The sequence below is a fragment of the Flavobacterium faecale genome (assembly GCF_048320115.1).
Classification (GTDB): Bacteria; Bacteroidota; Bacteroidia; order Flavobacteriales; family Flavobacteriaceae; genus Flavobacterium; species Flavobacterium faecale_A.
In genome coordinates this window covers 3,007,584-3,030,020 of record NZ_CP182943.1, presented here as the reverse complement: position 1 = coordinate 3,030,020, position 22,437 = coordinate 3,007,584, and the positions used below count along the sequence as shown (strand labels likewise).

Below are 22,437 nucleotides of genomic sequence, written 5' to 3'. Positions count from 1 at the left end.
CGATTAACAACAAACTATAGACAAAAAATCACAATCTTCCTTTTAATGAATTAAAAACCCATGAAATAGCTAAAAAACCAACACCTACTGCGGCAAAGCCCCAGCCAGCTACATCATCATAACGAAAGGCTCCTAAACCAATTAGCAAAAAGCCCATAACTAACATAATAAATGTAGCCCAGCCTAATATCGTGTTTTTATTCATTCCCATAAATTAGTGGTATTTTTAAAAGGCAAATATCGTTAAAATTTAAGGCTAATTAAAAATCTTATAGAGCATTTCTTTTAATAAATCACCATTTGAAAGTGCATTCGCTCCTACACCCTTACTTTTTACATCTATTTCTCTTAATGAAGCCACAATTTGACTCACCTTGCGCATGGGGTAATTTTTGATAGCAACCTCATAATCTTTCATAAAATAAGGATTTACTCCAATCAAACCTGCTACTATTTTTGGGTTTTTATCCTTGGCTCCATGGTATTTCAGCAGTTGCACAAAAAAACCGAAAACTAATCCCGTAGTCATTACCAAAGGATTGTCTTTTGGGTTTTGTGCAAAATTCTCTGCAATTTGATAAGCTTTTACTTGATTGCGCTCACCAATGGCTTTTCGTAATTCAAATACATTAAAGTCTTTACTGAAACCAATATTTTCTTCAATATGATGGGCGGTAATCGTGCTCCCTTTAGGCAATATTACTTTAAGTTTTTCCAGTTCGTTATTGATTTTACTCAAATCTGTCCCTAAGAATTCTACAAGCATTGCCGAAGCCTTTGGTTCAATAGCATATTTTTTACCTGCTAGTACACGTTTGATCCAGTCGCCAACTTGGTTTTCATACAATTTCTTACTTTCGTATACCAAGCCATTTTTAGCCAATGTTTTAGTGATTTTTTTTCTTTTATCAAGTGTTTTGTATTTGTACGCAAAAACCAAAACGGTAGTAGGCATCGGATTTTCGGCATAAGATTCTAATTTGTCAATTGTTCGACTTAAATCTTGTGCTTCTTTCACAATAACAACCTGTTTGTCAGCCATCATCGGATAGCGTTTCGCAGTAGACACGATATCTTCAATGGAAACATCCCGACCATACAATACGGTTTGGTTAAAACCTTTTTCTTCCTCAGACAAAACAGTATCTTCAATATAATCCGATAATTTATCAATATAATAGGGTTCTTCTCCCATTAAAAAATAAATAGGTTTTATATTTCCTGCTTTAATATCGTTTACAATCTTTATTACGTCGTCCATTTCTTTATTTCAGGTTTCAGGTCTCAAGTTTTAGGTTGTGCACCCTGAAACTTGAAACCTGAAACAAAATTAACTATTTTTGCGGCATGCAAAAGCTACAATTCCCCCCTTATTCATTTCGATTCAAAAATAGCGAAAATAAAGTGGCTATTTTTGATGAAATCAGGAAAAAATTCATCATTCTTACTCCTGAAGAATGGGTCCGTCAGCATGTGGTTCGTTTTTTATTAGAAGAAAAACAAATCCCAAAATCCCTAATTAATGTCGAAAAACTCCTAAAAGTCAATGGATTAAACAAACGCTATGATGTAGTTGTTTTTAATTCGGATGGTTCAATACATATTTTAGTGGAATGCAAGGCACCTGAGGTTAAAATAACACAAGGAGTTTTTGACCAAATTGCACGATATAATCTAACAATGAATGCCGAATATTTAATGGTTACCAATGGATTGAATCATTACTTTTGCCAAATGGATTATGAAAATGAAAGATACGATTTTCTACCCCAATTACCTCAATACAAGAATTAGAAAATGAAAATAGCAGTCGTTATACTCAACTGGAATGGAGTTGATTTATTAAAAAAATTTCTACCCTCCATCGTGCAATATTCCCCTGAAGCTACCTTATATGTAGCAGACAATGCTTCTACCGATAATTCTATTCCTTATTTGAAAGAACATTTTCCAAATGTGCAAATTGTTCTAAACAAGGAAAACTTCGGTTTTGCTCAAGGTTATAATGAAGCTTTGCAACATATTGAAGCTGATATCTACGCTTTGGTAAACTCAGATATTGAAGTAACTGAAAATTGGCTTCAACCTATTATAGAGACTTTTCAAAAAGAACCCCAAACCGCTATTATCCAACCAAAGATTTTAGATTTTAAAAACAAGGAATATTTTGAATATGCGGGTGCTGCGGGTGGATTTATTGACAAATATGGATATCCCTATTGTCGTGGACGTATTTTTGATACCATTGAAAAAGATAAAGGTCAATATGATGATGAAACTGAAATTTTTTGGGCTTCGGGAGCATGTTTCTTCATTCGGTCAGCAGTTTACCATCAAATGAAAGGTTTTGATGATGATTTTTTCGCTCATCAAGAAGAAATAGATTTATGTTGGCGCGTGATTAATAATGGTTACTCTATTAAGTACAATTCAAGTTCTACCGTTTTTCATGTAGGGGGTGCCACATTAAACCAATCAAACCCCAAAAAAACCTACTTAAACTTTAGGAACTCCTTGTTTATGTTGGTGAAAAATTTACCCAAAAAAACACTAATTCCTATTTTATTTGGGAGAATGATACTAGATGGAATTGCGGCAATTAAATTTATTTCACAAGGAAAATGGAAACATTTTTGGGCTATTTTAAAAGCTCATTTTAGTTTTTATAATTCATTTTCAGTTTTTTACAAAAAAAGAACTCCTTTTCAATCTAAAAACTACTACAAGTCTAATAGCATTGTTTACAAGTACTACATCAATAATGGCAAGGTATTTGCTTCCTAATTTTAACAGAATTTTATAAGTATATTTTAAACATTAAAAACTAAATTTGTAACCCAAACCTAATTAATGAATTTTATGAAAAAAATCGTAGTAGCATTATCAGTATTAACTCTTTTAGCATCATGTGTATCCAAAAAGAAATATCAAGAATTGGAAGCTCGCAACAAGGAGACACAAGATTTATTAAATACTTGTACTGTAAAATTAAACACTTGTCTTGAAGAGAAAGCAGGACTTGCTGCAAGAGTAGAAGGGTTGAAAGATCATAACGAGACTTTGATCACTACTTCTAAGAATTTAACCATGTTAACTTCCAAAGGTGCTGAGAACTTGGAGAAATCTTTAGAAAGCTTAAAAGAAAAAGATTTAAAAATCACAAGATTACAAGATGCTTTAACGAGAAAAGACAGTGTAACTTTAGCGCTTGTATCTAGTTTAAAAAGTACAGTGGGTATCTCTGATCCAGACATCGAAATCAATGTTGAAAAAGGGGTTGTCTACATCTCTATTGCTGATAAATTATTATTCAAAAGCGGTAGCTATGAAGTAACTGATAGAGCAAAAGGTGTTTTAGCGAAAGTTGCTAAAGTAGTAAATGACAAACCTGATTTTGAATGTATGGTTGAAGGACATACTGATAACGTACCTTACATTGGAAACGGTGTTTTATTAGACAACTGGGATTTAAGTGTGAAACGCTCTACTTCTATCATCCGTGTATTAACAAATCAATTAGGAGTTAAACCAGAGCAATTAGTTGCTGCAGGTAGAAGTTCTTATGTTCCTTTAGTTTCTAACGATTCTGCTGAAAACAGAGCGCGTAACCGTAGAACTCGTATCGTTGTATTGCCTAAAATTGACCAATTCTACGATATGATCGAAAAAGAAATGAAAAAACAACAAGGAAAATAAGCAAATAAGTTATTGGCTTAAAATCTAAAATAAAAACGTCCCGAGTAATTCGGGACGTTTTTATTTATGTAAATGTTTGACAATCTTTATGGCTTAAAAATTACAATTGTATACCTAATTATTAACTCTAAACCCTTAACCTTTAGCTCATATCTACAAAACATCCAAACTCCCCTTACCTTCCCTAACCACAACAGGTTCGTGTTCGGATAAATCAATAATAGTTGATGCTACGTTATCACCATACCCACCGTCAATGACTAAATCAACAAGATTTTGCCATTTTTCGAAAATCAATTCAGGATCAGTGGTGTACTCCACCACATCATCTTCATCACGAATCGAAGTTGTTACTATTGGATTCCCTAACAATTTAACTATTTCGAGTACAATATTATTTTCAGGAACACGAATACCAACAGTCGTTTTTTTCTTGAATTCCTTTGGTAAATTGTTATTCCCTGGTAAGATAAACGTATAAGGTCCCGGTAAAGCACGTTTCAATATTTTAAAAGTTGCCGTATCAATTTGACGTACATAATCAGAGAGATTACTCAAATCATGACAAATAAAAGAGAAATTAGCTTTGTCTAACTTTATTCCTTTAATGCGAGCTATCTTTTCAAGTGCCTTACTATTTGTGATATCACACCCCAAACCATAAACCGTGTCTGTAGGATAAATAACTAACCCACCAGCTTGTAGCACCTTAACGACTTTAGCTATAGCCGCTTCGCTTGGTTTGTCTTCGTATATTTTGATGAATTCTGCCATTTTATTTGTTTAAAGTTTATAGTTTTAAAAGTTTAATATAGTTTCGTTAAACAACTTCAAACCATTTTAAACAAAATTAAACTATTATTAATTAACCTATTATATCCAACTTAGCAAAACGCAACAATAACTTTTTAATCCCTCCCACCTCAAACTTAATTTCGGCTTTTTTATCGGCACCAACACCTTCAAGGTTTAAAACTTGTCCTTTTCCAAAACGTTCGTGCATTACAATATTTCCAATAGTTAATTGATTGTCAAATAAATTCGCTTTGCTAGCAGAACCATTACTTGATACAGGTTTCAACTTTCGAACATTCATTTCAAAGCTCGGATTGTTAGCAGCCGGTTTAACAGGAGGCTTTCCAGCTACAGGTTTCGATAATCTAAATTTAGACTTGTCCACATCGTCAAAAATATCTTTGTCAATCATAGACTGGTAACGATAATTACTTTCTGGCGGTGTCAAATATTCCAAAAATTGACTGTCAATTTCTTCAATAAAACGGGATGGTTCACAATCAGTTAATTTCCCCCATCGGTAACGTGATTGTGCATACGTTAAATATGCTTGATGTTCCGCACGCGTTAAAGCTACATAAAATAAACGACGTTCCTCTTCAAGCTCACTACGAGTACTCATACTCATGGCCGAAGGAAATAAATCTTCTTCCATACCTACCACAAATACGTGAGGAAACTCCAATCCTTTTGCCAAGTGAATGGTCATCAATGCTACTCTATCTTGGTCTGTAGTGTCATTATCTAAATCCGTTGCCAAAGCTACATCTTCCATAAACTCCTCTAGAGATCCTCTAGCACCATCTATTTCTTTCTGTCCTTCAGTAAAATCTTTAATACCATTGAGTAATTCTTCTATATTTTGAATTCGCAACATACCTTCTGGAGTGGCATCTTTCTTTAACTCTTGTACCAAACCAGATTTTTTAGCCACATGATCAGTTAAATAAAATGCATCTTGACTTTCATTAATCACTTGAAAACTACGAATCATCAAAACAAAGTCCTTCAGTTTTTGCTTGGTTCCAGCATTTAACTTCAAGTCGATTTTGTCAATATTTTGCATGATTTCAAAAATCGAACGTTTATAGTGATTGGCCGCTACAGTCAGCTTTTCAACGGTTGTATCGCCAATTCCTCTTGCTGGATAATTGATCACACGCACCAAAGCTTCCTCGTCTTTGGGGTTGATTACCAACCTCAAATAACATAGCACGTCCTTAATTTCTTTTCTTTGATAAAAAGACAAACCGCCGTAAATTCGGTAGGGAATATCGCGTTTACGTAACGCATCCTCCATGGCACGTGATTGCGCATTGGTACGATACAAAATAGCAAAAGCTCCGTTATGAAGTTGGTTTTGCATTTTTTGTTCGAAAATGGTACTGGCTACAAAACGTCCTTCCTCAGCATCCGTCATGCTACGGTGAATTTTTATTTTAGGACCAAAATCATTAGCTGTCCAAACCACTTTGTCTAATTTGACTTTATTTTTATCAATAATCGTATTGGCAGCTTCAACGATATTTCGAGTCGAACGATAATTTTGTTCCAAACGATACGTTTGCACCCCTTCATAATCCTTTTGAAAATTCAAAATATTATTAATGTTGGCTCCACGGAAGGCATAAATACTCTGCGCATCATCACCAACCACACAAATATTCTGAAACTTATCTGATAAGGCTCTTACAATCAAATATTGCGAGTGATTCGTATCTTGGTACTCATCCACCATGATGTATCGAAAACGGTTTTGATACTTGGCTAAAACTTCTGGAAAACGTGTTAGCAATTCATTGGTTTTCAACAACAAATCATCAAAATCCATAGCACCCGACTTAAAGCAACGATCTACATAATTTCTATAAATCTCCCCCATACGAGGTTTTTTAGCCATCGCATCAGCTTCTTGCAAATCGGGATCGTTGTAATAAGCCTTTACGGTAATCAAACTATTTTTAAAACTCGAGATTCGACTCAAAATCTGTTTTGGCTTATAGATATCTTTATCCAATTGCATCTCTTTGATAATCCCCGAAATACAACGTAAGGAGTCCTGAGAATCATAAATAGTAAAATTGGATGGATAGCCTAATTTATCTGCCTCCGAACGAAGAATACGAGCAAAAATAGAGTGAAAAGTTCCCATCCAAAGGTTTTTAGCCTCACTAGCTCCCACAATAGAAGCTATACGTTCCTTCATTTCACGTGCCGCTTTGTTGGTAAAGGTTAAGGATAAAATATTAAAAGCATCAATCCCTTGACTCATTAAATAAGCGATTCGAATGGTTAATACACGGGTTTTGCCTGAACCAGCACCCGCGATGATAATCATTGGACCTTCTTTTTGTAAAACAGGTAATTGTTGGGCGTCGTTGAGTTGGGAAATATATTGTTGCATGAAAAAATCTATTTATGCAAAAATAAGAATTTAAGAGTTAGAATTGAAGCTTTTAAAACAAAGAAAAAAGGATAATAAATGAAACACGAATTTCACCAATTATCACTAATTTTCCATTAAGTAATTATTGTTATAAAAAACTTTTTGGTTATTATTTACAACTGCTCAAATTCAAATTCCCAGTCTAAACTACTTTCATACCACAACTTCCCTTCTGAAACCGTCAGCGGACAATTAAAATTATTAGTATAAAGAGCACCCGTACCCAAACCTTGGGGCATGGGATTATCCAACAGATACGTCCATTGTGCAATTGCATTGAGTCCAATATTGCTTTCTAAAGCCGAGGTAATCCACCAACCAATTTGGTATTTTTCAGCCAGCATAATCCACTCCATTGTTCCCTTAAAACCACCCACAAAACTTGGTTTCAAAATGATATACTGCGGCTGTATTTTTTGCAACAATTGCTCTTTCTCTTCGATAGTAAACACTCCAATCAATTCTTCATCCAAAGCGATAGGAAAAGGAGTCGATTTACACAGCTCTGCCATCCTGTCAGTGTTACTTTTTTGAATAGGTTGTTCGATGCTATACAATTTAAATTCAGATAATTGATTTATTTTACCTAAAGCTTCATTTAAATCAAAGGCACCGTTTGCATCAACCCTAATTTCGATCTGTTCTGGACTGAAATTCTCCCGAATAAAGCGTAACAATTGCAGTTCTTTATCAAAATCTATTGCTCCTATTTTTAGTTTTATACAATGAAAACCTGCTGCTAATTTATCCTCGATTTGCTCCTTCATAAACTGCTCATCACCCATCCAAATCAGACCATTAATTGGAATCGATTTTTCACCCCTAGTAAAGGCAGATGGAAATAATAAAAACGGATTTTCGCTAGCCAAAGATTGAAATGCCATTTCGATTCCAAATTGTATCGAAGGGTATTCCAACAAAGCATTCCACAAAGCCTCTTTTCCCAAATGAATATTATCACAAGTCCACTGCAATTTATCCTCATAATCCAGACGATCATCCGCACTCAAACCACGAAGAATCCCGCACTCTCCTATTCCTTTTTTACCGTTTTGTTCCAAAACTACAAACCAAGTTTCTTTTTGCGTCATAACACCTCTAGAAGTTCCAGAGGGTCGTTTGAAGTCAAGAATGTATTGGTGATACGAAGCTTTCATTTTTATTAAGTATTTAGGATTTCGAATTGCTTTTATTTCAAAAAACTATTCCAGTATTTTTAAAATTCTTTCAAAATCACTGGACTGAATTCCTGCTTTTACAAAGGTTTGAAAATCGGATTTGGTTTTTTGTGTCCAACTCAAACTATCAGTAACATTTTGCGTTCGGAATTCTTTATGTATTTTTTTTGCTTTAGCATAATCACCATTGAGCAACAAAGCGTGAGCCAAATGAAGTTTGACCAACAACTCCGTCACATCTCGTTTTTCACCCATTTCCAGCACTTTTAAAGCCTTTCCATATTGTTTTGTAGCAATATAGCAATACCCTAAATTAGCATCATCTATAGCTGTTGCTTGACCATCATTTAGTATTGTAGTCAAAGCTGAGATTGCAGCACCGTATTGCAGCTTTTTCATTGCCGCTAATGCCTTGGCACGCAAATCAGCATAAATAGTCTTAGAAACATTACTTTCACCATAACAACTATTTCCATAATCCTTGTACACCTTAGCCTGTTCGATGTTAAGCAATTTTTGAAATTCATCAAAACGGTATTGCTTTTGGATTTTTTCTTCCACGCAAACACAAAAATCATCCGAACTAGTCATTTTTTGCGCTAAAGCCGAAGTTTTGCATAGGTTAATAATATATTTTCGGTTTTCAACTGACCAACCACGGCTCAATTTAGCATCCACCCAAGGCACTATTTCAAGTACTATTTTTTGCTTCATAATCCAATTTGAACTCTCAAATCCAAACCAAAGATTGCCTTTGTTGTTTTTCAAACAAGTAGATTTTTCAATCGAAAGTCGTTTAGCATCCTTACTTAGTGATGTATCTTGAACCAAACAAGCTTCAGCTGTTTTACCTGATTTCTGATAATCAACCGCCGCTTCACTATTAGTAAAAACAGCGTATTTACACTTATCATCTCCTGAAATTTTTGACATCAAAAAAACTGCTCCGGCAGAACCTTGACTGATTCCCGTAGGGTCTGGAATCGCTTTAAGGACAGAAACCAAACTTCCTGCCATTTGTTGATTATTATCTAGTAAGGTAATACGAAAAATCAACTCCGTAGTTCCTACAGGAAAATCATCAGATTTGATGACGATTCTGTCGCGGGCAACAACCGAAATTTCTTTGGTCATGGCTCGTTCCCGATCCCAATAACCTTCTTTTTGTGCTTGAATCGTTTGAAAACAAATGCTAATAAATAGCAATAAATATATATTTTTCACTGATATGAAATTAATTACGAACTGCCCTAGCCCAGATAGAAGTGGAAATCCTTTTGGAAAGGCGTTTTTCAGCCTTTCCAAAAGATTGAAACGAATAGCTGGAAATAGCTCCTAAAAATTATAATTCGATACTTTCGCCAATTGACAATAACATCAAATCTTTGTCTTTGTCAAAAAACTTTTGAATTGCCTCTTTATGATTGATTTCGATGTACCCAAAAGTATCGTAATGATATCCTAGAATCTTATCACATTGTATAAAATCAGATGCAATAATAGCGTCTTCTACATCCATGGTAAAGTTGTCTCCGATAGGCAGAATAGCCAAATCCAGTTTGGTTCTCATAGGAATTAGCTTCATATCCATTGTCAAAGCAGTATCACCAGCGATATAAATGTTTTTATGCTCGCCTTCAATTACAAATCCTCCAGGATTACCTCCGTATGTCCCATCAGGAAAAGAACTGGAATGAATAGCATTGACATATTTCACCTTTCCGAACTCAAAATCCCAGCTTCCACCGTGGTTCATAGGGTGCGATGTAAAACCTTTGGCAGCATAGTAACCAGCAATTTCAGCATTCGAAACGATCACAGCATTGGTACGTTTGGCGATAGCCTCTACATCCAAAATATGGTCACCATGTGCATGTGTAATCAAAATATAATCAGCCTCAAGAGTGGTAATATCTATGTGTTCCGCCTTTGGATTAGCTGAAATATAAGGATCTACTATAATATTAATATCGCCAACTTGAATGCCCAAGGAGGCATGACCGTAAAATGTTATTTTCATGATATATGAGCTTTTGGTTACTAGCTTAACAGCTACTATGTTATTAATATTGACTTTTGACTATTCCAACTATCGTCCTCCTAAAAACAAATTCACTAAAAGATCTGAGAAAAAGAAAATCATACACAATGACAACAATACTGCAAGTAAAAAAGTACTCAAGGCTACTTTTTTTAATTCAGGATCTAATTCTTTAGGATTTTTATTTTTAGCAACAGTATTTAGATGTTTAATTAAAGGGATATAGGCTATCAAAAAAATATATTGATCAAACTTAAAACCTTCTAAAATTGCAAAAAGCAAAACAGAAATCATTGCAGATACGATTAAAAAGTAGTGGTACTTTTTTGCTTTTTCACCTCCAATTTTGACTACAACGGTATTCTTATTTGATTTTTTGTCCGACTCTTCGTCTCGCATATTATTAAGATTAAGTACTGCCACACTAAGCAAACCAATAGCAATTGCAGGTAAAAACAACAAAGCATCAAGTTCTTTAGAATACAAGAAATTCACCCCCAAAGTACTGACCAAACCAAAGAATACAAAAACAAAAGCATCCCCATATCCACGGTATCCATAGGCAGTATTCCCAACCGTATAACGAATAGCTGATACAATTGCTAAAATTCCCAATATTAGAAAAAATACCGAATAGAAAATATTGCTTTTCCCAAAAGCATAGTAGATCAATAATACTGCAGAAACTAGTGTTAAAAACGAAGTGATCATTATCGCTCGTTTCATGGCTGGAGCTGAAATCGCCCCACTTTGGATAGTGCGTTTAGGTCCTACTCGGTCATCATTGTCGGTTCCTTTTACGCCGTCTCCGTAATCATTAGCAAAATTAGAGAGGACTTGCAAGAATAAGGTTGTAAGGATTGCAAACCCAAACAACCTCCAATTAAAGACTTCGGTTGGTGTTAATATGTCGGCTGTAGGATGTGCTAGAGCATACATACTTCCTACAATGATTCCGGATACAGATAATGGTAAAGTGCGCAAACGTGCGGCTTCAATCCAATGTTTCATTATGATATTTTTTGTTTAAAGTTTAAAAAGTTTAAAAGTTTAATCTGAACAACATTAAACTTTTAACCCCTTCTATGGCAACCATTTCTTTTCAAAATTAGGCTTCCTTTTTTCTAAGAAAGCATTTCTACCTTCTTTTGCTTCTTCAGTCATATAGGCTAATCGGGTCGCTTCACCTGCAAAAACCTGCTGTCCCACCATTCCATCGTCGGTTAAGTTCATAGCAAATTTCAACATTTTAATAGATGTTGGAGATTTTGCTAATATTTCTTGTGCCCATTCAAAAGCAGTAGCCTCTAATTCATCATGTGGAATTACAGCGTTTACCATTCCCATTTCAAAAGCTTCTTGTGCCGAATAATTACGTCCAAGGAAAAATATCTCTCTGGCTTTCTTCTGCCCTACCATTTTTGCTAAGTAAGCCGAACCATAACCTCCATCAAAACTAGTAACATCCGCATCGGTTTGTTTGAAAATAGCATGTTCCTTACTAGCTAAAGTCATATCACAAACAACATGTAAGCTATGTCCTCCTCCTACAGCCCATCCTGGAACAACCGCAATTACGACTTTCGGCATGAAACGAATCAATCGCTGTACTTCAAGAATATTCAAACGGTGTTGTCCATCATCTCCCACATACCCTTGATGACCACGAGCGTTTTGGTCTCCACCGCTGCAAAAAGAATAAACCCCATCTTTCGTAGAAGGACCTTCTGCTGAAAGCAATACGACACCTATTGAAGTATCTTCTTGAGCATCATAAAAAGCATCATAAAGTTCGGAAGTCGTCTTAGGACGGAAAGCATTGCGTACATTTGGACGGTTAAAGGCTATTCTAGCAACTCCATCGCATTTTTTATAAGTGATATCTTCGTATTCTTTGGCTGTAATCCAATTCATTCTTATTTGGGTTTTTATTAGATCTGTAAAATTAATTATTTTCTTTTCATTTTAACCATTATAAGACTTATTTACCATCAAAAGGGTATTCAAATATTTTAAAAAATTTGAATAACAGAAATTTAACATTGAGCCCTAACAATAAAGAAAGTATTTTATTACTTTAATTTCTTATATTTACAATAATTCATTTACGGAAAATTCGACATAAAATTTGCTTATGAAAACATGGCAATCTTACATTTCATTCATTAGAAATAATATCTTAAATTCTTCAACCGCTAACAAAGATTTGAAATATTGGCAAGATTACATGTTTACCAATACGATCATTTACGTTATTCCTTTTAGTATCATTGCTTTAATCCCATCCCTAATTTGGTCTTTTGAACCTAAACTTTACAAGATGTTTATAGTAGACATCTGTGCCATACTAGTAGTTTTTTTCATCGGGTTCAAAGAACAAATAAATATAAAATACAGAAAACTATTATTCATAAGCACTGTTTATACTTTAAGCTCATTTCTTATCTATTATGTAGGACTGAATAGTAGTCTTTATTTACTTGCAACCTGCTTTATATCCACCTGTATATATACTTTTAAAAATCAATATACACCAGCATTAATAAACGTGTATATTTCGATAGGATATATTGCATTACATTATAAAAACTTAACACCTCCAAATAATTTAAACTTTTCTACAATTGAACTATTTGCTGTTTTTTCAAATTTAGTTTTTCTAAGTTTTTTAATTTGCGCCCTAATACGAAAACTTTTTAATGGACTTGATGAAAGCTTTAAAAAAAGTATCGAACACAATCTTAAAATTGAAAAACAAAACGAAGCTTTAAAAGAAATCACTTGGATTCAATCTCATGTAGTTAGAGCACCATTATCAAAATTAATGGCTATTACAGAACTTTTAAAAAACTATGACACTTCGGATGAAGAAAAAATATTTTATATAGAAAATATAGATCGTTGCACTGATGAATTAGACGGTTTAATCAGAGATATTGTAGCAAAGTCAGAAAGTATTCGTTCCAGTAATGAAAAATAAATCAAACTAAATCCGTTCATTTTATTAAGAGACCAATGAAGATATTAATTTTAATATCACTCAAGTAATCCTTCTCCCGTTAATCATTCAATTTTGTTAAAATTCATCAAAAAATTACATGATTATGATTTTCAAAACATTTTTTTTATTAATTTAGGCATAGTTAGTTGAGGCATTGGTCAAATATTTACAATACGGACTAACTATAGATTACTTCACTGAATTATTAACCTAAAAAAAGATTATTGAAAAACACAACAGGCTTTATCACTCTTTTTTATACGGTACTAAATTTAATAATCCGACGAGAAGAGCCCAAGAGGGAAACACTAATATTTAATACAGTTAACCACGAGTAACACCAAAGGTTAAAAAGTTGGATTACTATACTTGATTGAAAAATCAATAAAATGAATAAGTAAAATCCAAAGACGATACCAAAACCAAAGGCAATGACGTGAAAGGGTAATCGTATAAAATTAGATGTTAAAAAAGATAAAGAAAAGCAAATTAGGGAAACTATAATGTTTCAATTGTAAAACATATATAGCACTTCAAAAATAAGAGGAGCTATAAAAAGAGAAAGACTAACCACTTGGATTAGTCTTTCTTTTTTTGTCCCAAATAAAGTTTAAAATAGGCACTTTCAGTGCATCTTGCTTTTGCTTTTAAAAATACTTCACCACAAATTGCTCAAATTTTTGCTAACGCATTTGTGTCAATTCGTGTAATTCGTGGTTAAGAAATGTAGTCAGTAACCCTGCAGACTGAAAGTTTACCAAATCTAATCTACTGACTGAAAATCCATAGTGATTATTAATACTTAAAGCTTTTCATCAATCAAATAGATCCCGTCCTCTTTAATTTCAATTAGCTTTTCTTTGTACAGAGCCCCAATTGCTTTTTTGAAGATTTTTTTACTCATTTTAAGCACCGTTTTGATGTCTTCTGGATGTGATTTATCATTCAAACGCAAAAAACCACGGCTCGCACGCAACTCATTCAAAATCAATTCAGCATTAGGCTCCACACTGGCATAACCTTGTTCTTGAAGCGCCACATCAATCTTGTTATCAGGACGTATGTTTTTAATAAAACCACGCATTCTATCACCAGTACGAATCGCATCGTCATACACTTCATCCTTGTATAACAAGCCCTTGTGCTGCTCGTTAATAATCACATTAATCCCAATTTCGGTAATATGCGAAACGATTAAATCTACTTCCTCACCTTTTTCAACTGTCAATTCTTCATTGCTTAAAAACTGATTGGTCTTACTCGAAGCTACCAAACGATTGGTTTTTTCATCCATATACAAATAAACCAAGTAACGCTTTCCTTTCTCCATCGGACGCGCTTGCTCTTTGAACGGAACCAGAATATCTTTCTCCATTCCCCAATCCATAAAAGCGCCCACTTGATTGGTATAATTCACACGTAATAGCGCAAATTCATTCAACAAAATATAAGGTTCTAAGGTAGTAGCTACAGGACGTTGCTCGTGGTCTAAATATACAAAAACAACCAATTCTTCCCCAATTTCAAAAACTTTGGGCACATATTTATTAGGCAAAAGCACATCATGAACACCTTCCGGATCTTTTTCTGGATCACCCAAAAACAATCCTACTTTAGTATCACGCAAAATCTTCAGCGCATTATATTTTCCTATTTTAATCATTTCTTATAATTTTCTAAGCGGCAAAGGTACGAAGTTTGAAAATAAGAAGTGTTAGATATACTTCCATTTTAGTTTTTAGGAGCAAACGACCCCTCTATTATTTACCATACCTCCCGTTTTCGGCTCAATCTCTTGCTTCCTAAAGGTGGGAAGCAAGAGGATACCGCCTCTACCGGGGCTATTTGATAACGAATTATTTTCAAAGTTACATTTAGAAAAATCAATAACTTCGTAAACATAGGAGTAAACAAAGATTAATCTTATCTATAAAAACGTAAGGTTCGCTAAACTTTGCGAACCTTACAAAATACTTTGCGGTTAAAACTCAATAACTCTTATACTAAGTCCCAAACATATTTTTTTTGAAATTTGTGCTAAATCCTATCCTTTTATCATCGCCATAAAATCTGTTTCCGAGATTATTGGGATATTTAATTTATTAGCTTTATCCAGTTTAGCAGGCCCCATATTATCACCCGCAACCACATAGTCCGTTTTAGACGAAATGGAACTTCCTACTTTTCCACCGTTATCTTCTATTGCTTTCTTTAAATCATCACGAGAAAATTCGGTGAACACACCAGAAACTACAAATGTTTTACCAACTAGAATTTCGGTAGCATTCAAATTTACTTTTTCAACAATTTCAAATTGAACACCATATCCTTTTAATCTTTCAATTATCAATCGGTTTTCTGCATTTTCAAAAAAATCAATCACGCTTTGCGCAATGCGCTCTCCAATTTCGTCTACCAAAATCAAATCCATCAAAGTCGCTTGCCCCAAGGCATGAATATTTTTATAATGTTTGGCTAATTTTTTAGCCACTGTTTCCCCTACATAACGAATTCCTAATGCATACAAAACACGCTCAAAAGGAATGTTTTTTGAATCAGCCACACCTTTAACCAAGTTCTCCGCCGATTTTTGGGCCATGCGTTCCAAAGGAATAATTTGGTCGACAGTCAATTCATACAAATCGGCATAATTTTGAACCAATCCGTTATTAAAAAGCAAAGCTACCGTTTCGCCACCAAGCCCCTCAATATCCATGGCTTTTCTGGAAATATAATGTTGAATCCTTCCAATAATCTGTGGCGGACATCCATAAAAATTAGGACAGTAATGATTGGCCTCACCTTCAGTACGTATTAGTTCAGTTTCACATTCAGGACAATGGGTGATGTATTGCGTGACTACTAATGTTGCGGGACGTTGCGCTAAATCCACCGAAATAATTTTTGGGATAATCTCACCTCCTTTTTCTACAAAAACTGTATCTCCTACTCTAATATCTAATTTTTCTATTTGATCTGCATTGTGTAATGAGGCACGCTTTACTATAGTCCCTGCTAATTGCACAGGCTCTAAATTAGCAACCGGTGTTATGGCTCCCGTTCTTCCTACTTGATAGGAAATCGAATTTAATACCGTAGACACTTGCTCTGATTTGAATTTATAAGCCATCGCCCACCGAGGGGATTTAGCAGTATATCCCAACTCCTCTTGATACTCACGACTGTTTACTTTTACAACCACACCATCAGTTTCATAAGGTAGCTCATGGCGGTGTACGTCCCAATAATCAATAAACTCAAAAACAGCGTCTAGATTGTTAGCTAACTTTGCCACCACAGGAACTTTAAACCCCCATTCCCTAGCAGCCTCTAAACCATCATATTGATTTGTAAAAGGCAAATTATCACCTACAATAGAATACAATAAACACTCTAAAGGTCTTTTAGCAACCTCTGCACTATCTTGTAATTTTAAACTTCCTGAAGCCGTATTTCTCGGATTGGAATAAGGTGTTTCACCAATCTCAATTAAATCTTGATTCATTTTTTCGAAGCCTTTAAAAGGAAGAATAATTTCACCTCGAATGTCAAATTTAAGGGGATAGTTCCCTTTTAGCTTTAACGGAATAGAACGTATTGTCTTAATGTTAGCAGTTACATCATCTCCTTGAAAACCATCACCTCTTGTAACGGCACGAACCAAACGACCGTTTTCATATGTAATGCTAATGGAAGCACCATCATACTTTAATTCGCAGGTATATTCAGGGGTACTTCACCTAGTACCTTTTGAATTCGTTTTTCCCATTCCTGTAAATCTTCTTTAGAATAAGAATTATCCAAAGAATACATGCGTTGCTCATGAGCAACTGTAGCAAAATTTTTGGTTATGGTTCCTCCTACACGTTGGGTGGGAGAATTGGAGTCAAAATACTGAGGATTACTTTTTTCCAATTCTTGTAACTCCTTTAATTTGGAATCAAAATCAAAATCAGAAATTGTTGGATTATCCAGCACATAATAATTATAATTGTGTTGATTGAGTTCTTCCCTTAACAAAAGTATTTTTGGTAGCATATCCATAAAAAAAATCGGCTATTTTAGTATTTAATTTTGCGTACTAAAATAACCAATTTAAAAGAAATAACATCCAAATTACGACTCAATAATCGTATTTATTTGCTTGTATAATTGTCCGTCACTTAAAAATGCACCTTGTTTAATGAGTGCAAATAAAGAAGCATTACGTTCCTCTGAAAACTCTTTTTTTCCAACTTTCATTTCGATGGTATCAGTAAACATATTGTCACTAAGCCATTGCAAACCTTCATTAGTCAAAAAATCGACTTCAGGAACTAATGATTTTAAAACAATTGAATTGATATAAGTGTCAAAAGTCTGGAAAAGAAAAATATGATTTTTAGAAAAATGCTCTAAATACTCCGCTCTAGAAAGCACTCCTTCCCAAATCAAATCAGAAAAAACATCCAATTCCTGTTCAGCAACTTCTGGTTTGTCAGCTTTAATACTATCCCATTCTGCTTTATCTATAGATTGAGAAGCTAGAAAGTTAGTAAACTCTTGCGTTAATTCTTCAAATTGTTCTTTGGTTAATCTTGCGTATTTCATTTTAAATTAAGGAATTTTGATTTAGGATTTATTAAGTAAATAAATAACTACTTAGAGCTGATGAAAATTTGACTTCGAATATTAAGAGCTTAAATACTTTCAAAAAAAATTTATAAAAAAAAATCCCGATTTTCATCGGGATTCAATATTGAAATGCTAAATAAATTATTCAGCAATAATTTCGTATGGTAATTCGATGATAACATCTCTGTGTAAACGAACACTTGCAGTGTATTTACCAGTACGTTTCACGATTCCAGAAGTGATGAATTTTCTATCAATTTCTTGACCACCTTTAGCTAATGCTGCAGCGATATCAATGTTTGTAATTGAACCGAATAATTTTTCACCACCTGCTTTAGCAGCAATTTTGATTTCAATAGCTTTTAAAGCTTCTGCTAATGCTTGAGCATCTGCAATTACTTTAGCTTCTTTGTGCGCTCTTTGTTTTAGGTTTTCAGCCAATACTTTCTTTGCAGAAGCAGTTGCTAATTGAGCAAATCCTTGTGGGATTAAGTAATTACGACCGTATCCGTTTTTTACAGTTACTACGTCATCTTTAAATCCTAAATTTTGAACGTCTTGTTTTAAAATAAGTTCCATGTTGTTGTCCTTGTATTATAGAAGTTAGCCCGCCGTGGCGAGGCAACAACTGTTAATTTTTAATTATTTTAATAAATCAGCCACGTATGGCATTAAAGCCAAGTGACGAGCTCTCTTAACAGCTACAGACACTTTTCTTTGGTATTTCAATGAAGTACCTGTTAAACGACGAGGAAGAATTTTCCCTTGCTCATTAACGAATTTCAATAAGAAATCAGCATCTTTATAATCGATGTATTTGATTCCTGATTTTTTGAAACGACAGTATTTCTTTTGTTTGTTAGTTTCTATATTTAAAGGAGTAAGATATCTGATATCTCCGTCTTTTTTTCCTGAAGCAGATTGTTGTAATGTTGCCATAATAATTAAGCTTTTTGAGATTTAAGTTTTGCTCTTCTTCTTTCAGCCCAAGAGATAGCATGTTTGTCAAGACTTACAGTTAAGAAACGCATAACTCTTTCGTCACGTCTAAATTCAGTTTCAAAAGCTAGTAAAACCTCTGGAGATACTTTGAATTCAAATAAATGGTAAAAACCAGATTTTTTGTTTTGGATTTCGTAAGCCATTTTTTTCAGACCCCAATCCTCTTTCGATACCATTTCTGCTCCTCTACTAGTAAGAAAATCTTCAAATTTGCTTACTGTTTCCTTTACCTGAACATCAGATAAAACGGGATTTAAAATGAAAACAGTTTCATAATGATTCATATTATATATGTATTTGTTAAATTGCGTGCAAAAATAATCGATTTAAAATCAATCCACAAGAAAAAAGTATTAAAATTCGTTGAAATGCACAAAACAACGTTTAACGGCAAAAAAAATCGATTAAAATTAGTTTCATATTAAAAAACGTCTTATTTTTACAGAACCAAATCTTAAAATAATAATTATGAAACTAAATTGTGTAGTTGTTGACGATAGCTCCATACAGCGGATGATTATAGCAAAGTTAGTAAATAATCACCCAAACTTACATTTAGTAGGTGATTTTTCTAATGCTATTGAAGCCAAAAGTTGTATGTCTATCCATAATGTAGACTTGATCTTTCTCGATATTGAGATGCCGGTTATTAGTGGTTTTGATTTCTTAGATGGTTTAAAAACCAAACCACAGATTATTTTCGTTACTTCAAAAGCTGAATATGCGATGAAAGCTTTTGATTATGATGCTACCGATTATTTGCAAAAACCTATTGCACTTGATCGATTTAACGCTTCTGTTAAAAGAGCTGTTGATCAGTATTTATACAAACACGATAATAAAGATGACGAAGGTGAACATATTTTTATCAAAAGTAATTTGAAAAAATTAAAAATATACACTTCTAAAATTAAATGGATAGAAGCTTTTGGAGACTATGTTCGTGTAGTAACAGAAGACGACAGCAATCTAGTACTTTCCACCATGAAAGCATTTGAAGCTGATTTGCCAGGAAACCGTTTTGTTAGAGTTCATAAATCCTACATTATAAACATTGACAAAGTAGAACGTTTCAACAGTAAATTTGCTGAAATTGGTCCAACAAAGATTCCATTAAGTAGAAATAAAAAAGAAGATCTTGTTAAAGCACTCGCCATCGACTAATTAATAAAAATCTACATTTACCGTAACTCTTATAGCTTTATATTGAGGAACAGCATCAAAACTATTCAAAATCTTTTGAATAGTTTTTTTTGTGCCATTAATAGAGGAATCTTGAGGGATCTTAATCATTATTGTTCTGATATATTCATTTCGAATTCGATTAATTGCAGGTTCCTCTGGCCCCAATACTGGAATTGCTAAATTTTGAACCAAGACATTATACAACCACGTAGCGCCTTCATTTAGCTTATTGTATTCTCTCTGCCTTAAGGTCAACTTAATAATTCTAAAATAAGGCGGATAATAATAAATTTTGCGATCATACAATTGTTCCTTATACATTCCTATATAATCATTTCTAGTAACCTGCTGAATTGTGTTATGATTGGGATTATAAGTTTGAATAACTACCCTTCCTTGCTTAGAAGCTCTCCCTGCTCTTCCTGCCACTTGAGTCATCATTTGAAAGCTTCTTTCAAAAGCTCTAAAATCAGGATGATGTAGCATATTATCAGCATTCATAATCCCTACCAAACTTACATTTTCAAAATCCAATCCTTTAGCAAGCATTTGAGTCCCTACTAGAATATCAATTTCTTGGTTTTTGAAACTATCGATAAGTTTTTCAAAACCAAATTTCCCTCGTGTTGTATCCTGATCCATTCGTCCTATTTTACTGTTTGGAAAAAGTTGGATTAGCTCCTGCTGAATTTGCTCCGTACCAAACCCCTTGGTAGTCAAATCTATACTTGAACATTGATGACAATTATTTGGTTTTGCGATTGAATAACCACAATAATGACATCGCAGTTGATTTTTATGTTTGTGATAAGTCAAACTCACATCACATTGCTGGCATTGAGGCACATGCCCACAAGTCATACATTCTAACAAAGGAGAATAACCTCTTCTATTTTGAAATAAAATAACCTGTTCTCCTAATGAAACAGCGTTAGTAATTCTTTCAATAAGAACATCACTAAAATGCCCTGACATTCTTTTACGAAAATATTTGTCCTTTAAATCAACTAATTCTATTTCAGGCATTTTTACCTTACTATATCGTTCCGTAATTGTAACCAAACCATATTTTCCAGATTGGGTATTAAAATAAGTCTCTAAACTAGGCGTAGCCGAACCTAATAAAACAGCTGCTTTGGACAAATTTGCCAAAACTATGGCAGCATCACGCGCATGATACCTAGGCGCTGGATCCATTTGCTTAAATGTTTGCTCATGCTCTTCGTCCACAATTATCAAACCCAAGTCTTGAAACGGCAGAAATAATGACGAACGCGAACCGATCACAATTTGAGCTTTATCTACTTGATGTAGAACTTGATTCCAAACTTCTACTCTTTCATTATTATTGTATTTAGAGTTAAAAACAGCTACTTTGTTTCCAAAATACTCACGCAACCTACTAACCAATTGTGTACTTAATGCAATTTCAGGCAATAAATACAAAACTTGTTTTCCTTTACCAATATACTCCTCAATGAGTTTGATATAAATCTCAGTCTTTCCACTAGAAGTTACTCCATGTAGCAAACAGACATCTTTTGTTTCAAAAATTTGATTAATACTATCAAAAGTATTTTGTTGAACTACACTTAAAACAATAGCATCTTCTGCAGCTTCTCCTTTAAATTGCGTTCTGTCTACTTGGATATAGTATTCTTCAAACACCTCTTTATCGATTAAGGCTTTTATAATAGCCGAACTCGTATTGGTCGATTCAATTAACTTTTTTACAGCAATGGGTTTCTTTTCAACCGCACTCAATTGAAAATAAGACAATACAATTTCTTTTTGTTTAGCAGCATTTTTTAATAATTCTAATAAAATACCTAAACCTTCGTCTGAATTATATTTAGAATGCAAACGAATATACCTAACTAATTTTGGCTTGTAAGTTTCTTGAATTTCCTCATGAACAGCTATTATATTTTTACCAATCATTTTTTGAATTATTGGTAAAACTGTTTTTTTATTTAATATCGAACTGATTTCTTGAATTTTGAGAGAAGATTGTAGTTGCAATGCCTGAAAAACCAAATACTCTTCGTCTGATAAGAGAGCCTCATCTACAAAAACACCTTGTTTCTGGAGAATTTGAGTTTCACTCTCCAACAAGAAAGCAGATGGCAGAGCTGCTCGATACACATCACCAATAGCACACATATAATAATTAGCAATCCACTGCCAATGAGCAATTTGATTCTCCGTTACTATAGGTTTCTCATCAAGAATTTGATGGATTTCTTTAGCATCATACAATTTAGGTTGATTTTGATGCACTTCAATTACCAATGCTGTATAGATCTTACTTTTTCCAAACGGAACAGCTAATCGCATTCCTTTTTTGATATAATTGTACTCCATCTCAGAAACACTATAGGTAAATGTTTTTGCTAAAGAAAGCGGCATAATTACTTCTACAAAAAAAGGCATTCAGTAAAATTTAATTGGTTTAAAAGGAAAAATACATCGTCAGACA

Annotated in this window: 20 protein-coding genes and 1 pseudogene; 5 read left to right on the top strand and 16 right to left on the bottom strand. The window is 33.9% G+C overall.

The window, feature by feature from the left end; translation table 11 throughout:
• Positions 1-28: 28 nt before the first annotated feature.
• Both ACNH59_RS12470 and holA read right to left on the bottom strand, forming a co-directional pair.
• A complete protein-coding gene (locus tag ACNH59_RS12470; protein ID WP_418262858.1) occupies positions 29-211 on the bottom strand; it encodes a CAL67264 family membrane protein in 183 nt (60 codons plus the stop codon).
• Between the two features lie 45 nt (positions 212-256).
• Entirely contained in the window at positions 257-1,261 is a 1,005-nt protein-coding gene (gene holA / locus ACNH59_RS12465; RefSeq protein WP_418262857.1) for a DNA polymerase III subunit delta, read from the bottom strand.
• 86 nt (positions 1,262-1,347) lie between these two features.
• On the opposite strand from holA, the gene ACNH59_RS12460 reads away from it, so the two are divergent.
• The 3 genes from ACNH59_RS12460 to ACNH59_RS12450 all read left to right on the top strand — a co-directional run bounded on the left by ACNH59_RS12460 (position 1,348) and on the right by ACNH59_RS12450 (position 3,696).
• Positions 1,348-1,794 carry a type I restriction enzyme HsdR N-terminal domain-containing protein gene (locus tag ACNH59_RS12460; RefSeq protein ID WP_418262856.1) on the top strand — a complete coding sequence of 149 codons (447 nt, stop codon included), beginning with the start codon at positions 1,348-1,350 and terminating at the stop codon, positions 1,792-1,794.
• 3 nt (positions 1,795-1,797) lie between these two features.
• Complete coding sequence (locus ACNH59_RS12455) at positions 1,798-2,784, top strand: glycosyltransferase family 2 protein (RefSeq protein ID WP_418262855.1); 987 nt, start codon at positions 1,798-1,800, stop codon at positions 2,782-2,784.
• Between the two features lie 75 nt (positions 2,785-2,859).
• Positions 2,860-3,696 carry an OmpA/MotB family protein gene (locus ACNH59_RS12450; protein WP_418262854.1) on the top strand — a complete coding sequence of 279 codons (837 nt, stop codon included), beginning with the start codon at positions 2,860-2,862 and terminating at the stop codon, positions 3,694-3,696.
• Between the two features lie 153 nt (positions 3,697-3,849).
• On the opposite strand, the gene ACNH59_RS12445 is transcribed toward ACNH59_RS12450, so the two are convergent.
• From ACNH59_RS12445 to ACNH59_RS12415, 7 genes are all read right to left on the bottom strand, one after another.
• Positions 3,850-4,470, bottom strand: coding sequence for an L-threonylcarbamoyladenylate synthase (locus ACNH59_RS12445; protein ID WP_418262853.1), 621 nt, complete (start codon positions 4,468-4,470; stop codon positions 3,850-3,852).
• A gap of 91 nt (positions 4,471-4,561) precedes the next feature.
• Complete coding sequence (locus ACNH59_RS12440; protein ID WP_418262852.1) at positions 4,562-6,895, bottom strand: ATP-dependent helicase; 2,334 nt, start codon at positions 6,893-6,895, stop codon at positions 4,562-4,564.
• A 155-nt stretch (positions 6,896-7,050) separates the two neighbouring features.
• Entirely contained in the window at positions 7,051-8,094 is a 1,044-nt protein-coding gene (locus ACNH59_RS12435; RefSeq protein ID WP_418262851.1) for an o-succinylbenzoate synthase, read from the bottom strand.
• 45 nt (positions 8,095-8,139) lie between these two features.
• Positions 8,140-9,339 (bottom strand): tetratricopeptide repeat protein, encoded by a 1,200-nt coding sequence (locus tag ACNH59_RS12430; RefSeq protein ID WP_418262850.1) that lies wholly within the window; start codon positions 9,337-9,339, stop codon positions 8,140-8,142.
• Positions 9,340-9,457: 118 nt separating this feature from the next.
• Positions 9,458-10,135 carry a metal-dependent hydrolase gene (locus ACNH59_RS12425; protein WP_418262849.1) on the bottom strand — a complete coding sequence of 226 codons (678 nt, stop codon included), beginning with the start codon at positions 10,133-10,135 and terminating at the stop codon, positions 9,458-9,460.
• A 69-nt stretch (positions 10,136-10,204) separates the two neighbouring features.
• The gene (menA, locus tag ACNH59_RS12420) at positions 10,205-11,167 is read right to left on the bottom strand and encodes a 1,4-dihydroxy-2-naphthoate octaprenyltransferase (protein ID WP_418262848.1); all 963 of its coding nucleotides are present in this window, start codon (positions 11,165-11,167) and stop codon (positions 10,205-10,207) included.
• Positions 11,168-11,239: 72 nt separating this feature from the next.
• Positions 11,240-12,070, bottom strand: a complete 831-nt coding sequence (locus ACNH59_RS12415; protein WP_418262847.1) for a 1,4-dihydroxy-2-naphthoyl-CoA synthase — start codon at positions 12,068-12,070, stop codon at positions 11,240-11,242.
• Between the two features lie 220 nt (positions 12,071-12,290).
• Here ACNH59_RS12415 and ACNH59_RS12410 point away from each other — a divergent pair, with 220 nt between their 5' ends.
• A complete protein-coding gene (locus ACNH59_RS12410) occupies positions 12,291-13,136 on the top strand; it encodes a hypothetical protein (RefSeq protein WP_418262846.1) in 846 nt (281 codons plus the stop codon).
• An 823-nt stretch (positions 13,137-13,959) separates the two neighbouring features.
• Here ACNH59_RS12410 and ACNH59_RS12405 read toward each other — a convergent pair.
• The 6 genes and pseudogenes from ACNH59_RS12405 to rpsF all read right to left on the bottom strand — a co-directional run bounded on the left by ACNH59_RS12405 (position 13,960) and on the right by rpsF (position 19,057).
• Positions 13,960-14,820 (bottom strand): S1 RNA-binding domain-containing protein, encoded by an 861-nt coding sequence (locus ACNH59_RS12405; protein WP_418262845.1) that lies wholly within the window; start codon positions 14,818-14,820, stop codon positions 13,960-13,962.
• A gap of 381 nt (positions 14,821-15,201) precedes the next feature.
• Positions 15,202-17,201: pseudogene (gene ligA / locus ACNH59_RS12400) on the bottom strand (NAD-dependent DNA ligase LigA).
• Positions 17,202-17,273: 72 nt separating this feature from the next.
• Positions 17,274-17,747, bottom strand: coding sequence for a DUF6495 family protein (locus ACNH59_RS12395; protein WP_418262844.1), 474 nt, complete (start codon positions 17,745-17,747; stop codon positions 17,274-17,276).
• A 165-nt stretch (positions 17,748-17,912) separates the two neighbouring features.
• On the bottom strand, positions 17,913-18,350 hold the full coding sequence (gene rplI / locus ACNH59_RS12390) for a 50S ribosomal protein L9 (RefSeq protein WP_418262843.1): 438 nt from the start codon (positions 18,348-18,350) through the stop codon (positions 17,913-17,915).
• A 63-nt stretch (positions 18,351-18,413) separates the two neighbouring features.
• On the bottom strand, positions 18,414-18,710 hold the full coding sequence (gene rpsR, locus ACNH59_RS12385) for a 30S ribosomal protein S18 (RefSeq protein WP_066077030.1): 297 nt from the start codon (positions 18,708-18,710) through the stop codon (positions 18,414-18,416).
• 5 nt (positions 18,711-18,715) lie between these two features.
• Entirely contained in the window at positions 18,716-19,057 is a 342-nt protein-coding gene (gene rpsF, locus ACNH59_RS12380; RefSeq protein ID WP_418262842.1) for a 30S ribosomal protein S6, read from the bottom strand.
• 184 nt (positions 19,058-19,241) lie between these two features.
• On the opposite strand from rpsF, the gene ACNH59_RS12375 reads away from it, so the two are divergent.
• Positions 19,242-19,937 carry a LytR/AlgR family response regulator transcription factor gene (locus ACNH59_RS12375; protein WP_418262841.1) on the top strand — a complete coding sequence of 232 codons (696 nt, stop codon included), beginning with the start codon at positions 19,242-19,244 and terminating at the stop codon, positions 19,935-19,937.
• On the opposite strand, the gene priA is transcribed toward ACNH59_RS12375, so the two are convergent.
• Positions 19,938-22,391 carry a replication restart helicase PriA gene (gene priA, locus ACNH59_RS12370; protein ID WP_418262840.1) on the bottom strand — a complete coding sequence of 818 codons (2,454 nt, stop codon included), beginning with the start codon at positions 22,389-22,391 and terminating at the stop codon, positions 19,938-19,940.
• Positions 22,392-22,437: the final 46 nt, after the last annotated feature.

Coding starts and splice junctions, on each gene's coding strand:
- holA (WP_418262857.1), bottom strand. CDS start 1,261: ATGGACGACGTAATAAAGATTGTAAACGATATTAAAGCAGGAAATATA.
- ACNH59_RS12460 (WP_418262856.1), top strand. CDS start 1,348: ATGCAAAAGCTACAATTCCCCCCTTATTCATTTCGATTCAAAAATAGC.
- ACNH59_RS12445 (WP_418262853.1), bottom strand. CDS start 4,470: ATGGCAGAATTCATCAAAATATACGAAGACAAACCAAGCGAAGCGGCT.
- ACNH59_RS12415 (WP_418262847.1), bottom strand. CDS start 12,070: ATGAATTGGATTACAGCCAAAGAATACGAAGATATCACTTATAAAAAA.
- rplI (WP_418262843.1), bottom strand. CDS start 18,350: ATGGAACTTATTTTAAAACAAGACGTTCAAAATTTAGGATTTAAAGAT.
- rpsR (WP_066077030.1), bottom strand. CDS start 18,710: ATGGCAACATTACAACAATCTGCTTCAGGAAAAAAAGACGGAGATATC.
- ACNH59_RS12425 (WP_418262849.1), bottom strand. CDS start 10,135: ATGAAAATAACATTTTACGGTCATGCCTCCTTGGGCATTCAAGTTGGC.
- ACNH59_RS12405 (WP_418262845.1), bottom strand. CDS start 14,820: ATGATTAAAATAGGAAAATATAATGCGCTGAAGATTTTGCGTGATACT.
- ACNH59_RS12395 (WP_418262844.1), bottom strand. CDS start 17,747: ATGAAATACGCAAGATTAACCAAAGAACAATTTGAAGAATTAACGCAA.
- ACNH59_RS12440 (WP_418262852.1), bottom strand. CDS start 6,895: ATGCAACAATATATTTCCCAACTCAACGACGCCCAACAATTACCTGTT.
- menA (WP_418262848.1), bottom strand. CDS start 11,167: ATGAAACATTGGATTGAAGCCGCACGTTTGCGCACTTTACCATTATCT.
- ACNH59_RS12435 (WP_418262851.1), bottom strand. CDS start 8,094: ATGAAAGCTTCGTATCACCAATACATTCTTGACTTCAAACGACCCTCT.
- ACNH59_RS12450 (WP_418262854.1), top strand. CDS start 2,860: ATGAAAAAAATCGTAGTAGCATTATCAGTATTAACTCTTTTAGCATCA.
- ACNH59_RS12410 (WP_418262846.1), top strand. CDS start 12,291: ATGAAAACATGGCAATCTTACATTTCATTCATTAGAAATAATATCTTA.
- rpsF (WP_418262842.1), bottom strand. CDS start 19,057: ATGAATCATTATGAAACTGTTTTCATTTTAAATCCCGTTTTATCTGAT.
- ACNH59_RS12375 (WP_418262841.1), top strand. CDS start 19,242: ATGAAACTAAATTGTGTAGTTGTTGACGATAGCTCCATACAGCGGATG.
- ACNH59_RS12455 (WP_418262855.1), top strand. CDS start 1,798: ATGAAAATAGCAGTCGTTATACTCAACTGGAATGGAGTTGATTTATTA.
- priA (WP_418262840.1), bottom strand. CDS start 22,391: ATGCCTTTTTTTGTAGAAGTAATTATGCCGCTTTCTTTAGCAAAAACA.
- ACNH59_RS12470 (WP_418262858.1), bottom strand. CDS start 211: ATGGGAATGAATAAAAACACGATATTAGGCTGGGCTACATTTATTATG.